1 protein-coding gene is annotated in these 1,200 nt (G+C 44.0%); it reads left to right on the top strand.

Features of this window, described 5'->3' with window-relative positions:
* Positions 1-90 precede the first annotated feature (90 nt).
* A partial coding sequence (locus tag QUB33_RS29530) for an IS4 family transposase (protein WP_333358272.1) occupies positions 91-1,200 on the top strand: 1,110 nt, incomplete at its 3' end.

The following is a 1,200-nucleotide window of genomic DNA, read 5'->3' as shown; positions in this document are numbered from 1 at the left end:
CAATGGCACTGAAAAAGTGAACTCAAAAAAATCTGTAAGGCAATATATATATAGATCATTGCCTTACAAACACAAAAATCTATCTCTATTATGTCAAATCGTGCGTCTATTCTCAAGCAACAATTTTTACAGAGTGTGGCCTTACCCTGGAAGGAGCTTCTACCAGACTTTAAAGTCCAAGAGCTTCTCGCTAACGAGAATGTGAGGTATTACAGCAGCGTCTACACACCGATAGTGACGTTATGGGCAATGGTATCCCAGGTACTCTCTCCAGATAAAAGTCTCAGTCAAGCGGTGAAGCGTATGGGCATCTGGCTGAGTGCAGCCGGAGTCAAAGCTCCTTCTTCGGACACAGGGGCTTACAGTAAAGCTCGTCAACGACTACCGGAAAGACTCGTCCAACAGTTAGTACCGTTCGTGGCCCACGAGCTAGAAAAACAAGTTCCGATAGAACAACAATGGTGTGGACGACGGGTGCGGGTACTAGACGGGACAACCGTGTTGATGAGTGATACTACTGCAAATCAAGGCGAGTATCCGCAACACAGCAATCAAAAACCAGGGTGTGGATTTCCGATAGCGAAAATGGTGGTCTTGTTTTCATTACTCACAGGTGCAGTGGTATTTGCTGGAATAGATTCGTTGGCGACAAGTGAAATTGTGATGAGTCGTCTGCTTTATGCAAATTTACTACCAGACGATGTAATATTAGCGGATCGAGCTTATGGCAATTATCTAGATTTAGTTTTGGTAAAACAGCAGGGAGCCGATGCTGTTTTTCGCAAAAATCATTGGCGTAAGACGGACTTTCGACGGGGAAAGAAGTTGGGAATAGGCGACCATAAAGTGGTCTGGGACAAGCCCAAACATTGTCCCGAACATATGATAAATAAGGACTTTGAGGCATTGCCGTCTCATTTTATGGTTCGGGAAGTCTGCTTGCGTATTCAACGCCGTGGTTTTCGATCTCAACGGATTATTGTAGTAACAACATTACTCGATGCCCAACGATATACGGTTCAAAAATTAACTCTTTTATATGGGCTACGTTGGTCAGGGGCAGAAGTTAACTTACGCTACCTTAAAACCACGTTGAAAATGGAGATGTTAACAGCTAAAACTCCGGCGATGGTGAGAAAGGAAATCTGGACACACTTACTAGCTTACACTTTATTACGTACCATTATGTGGCAGGCCGTA

Source organism: Microcoleus sp. B3-A4, from assembly GCF_036705385.1.
GTDB lineage: Bacteria > Cyanobacteriota > Cyanobacteriia > Cyanobacteriales > Microcoleaceae > Microcoleus.
This window is presented reverse-complemented; position numbering and strand designations above follow the sequence as displayed.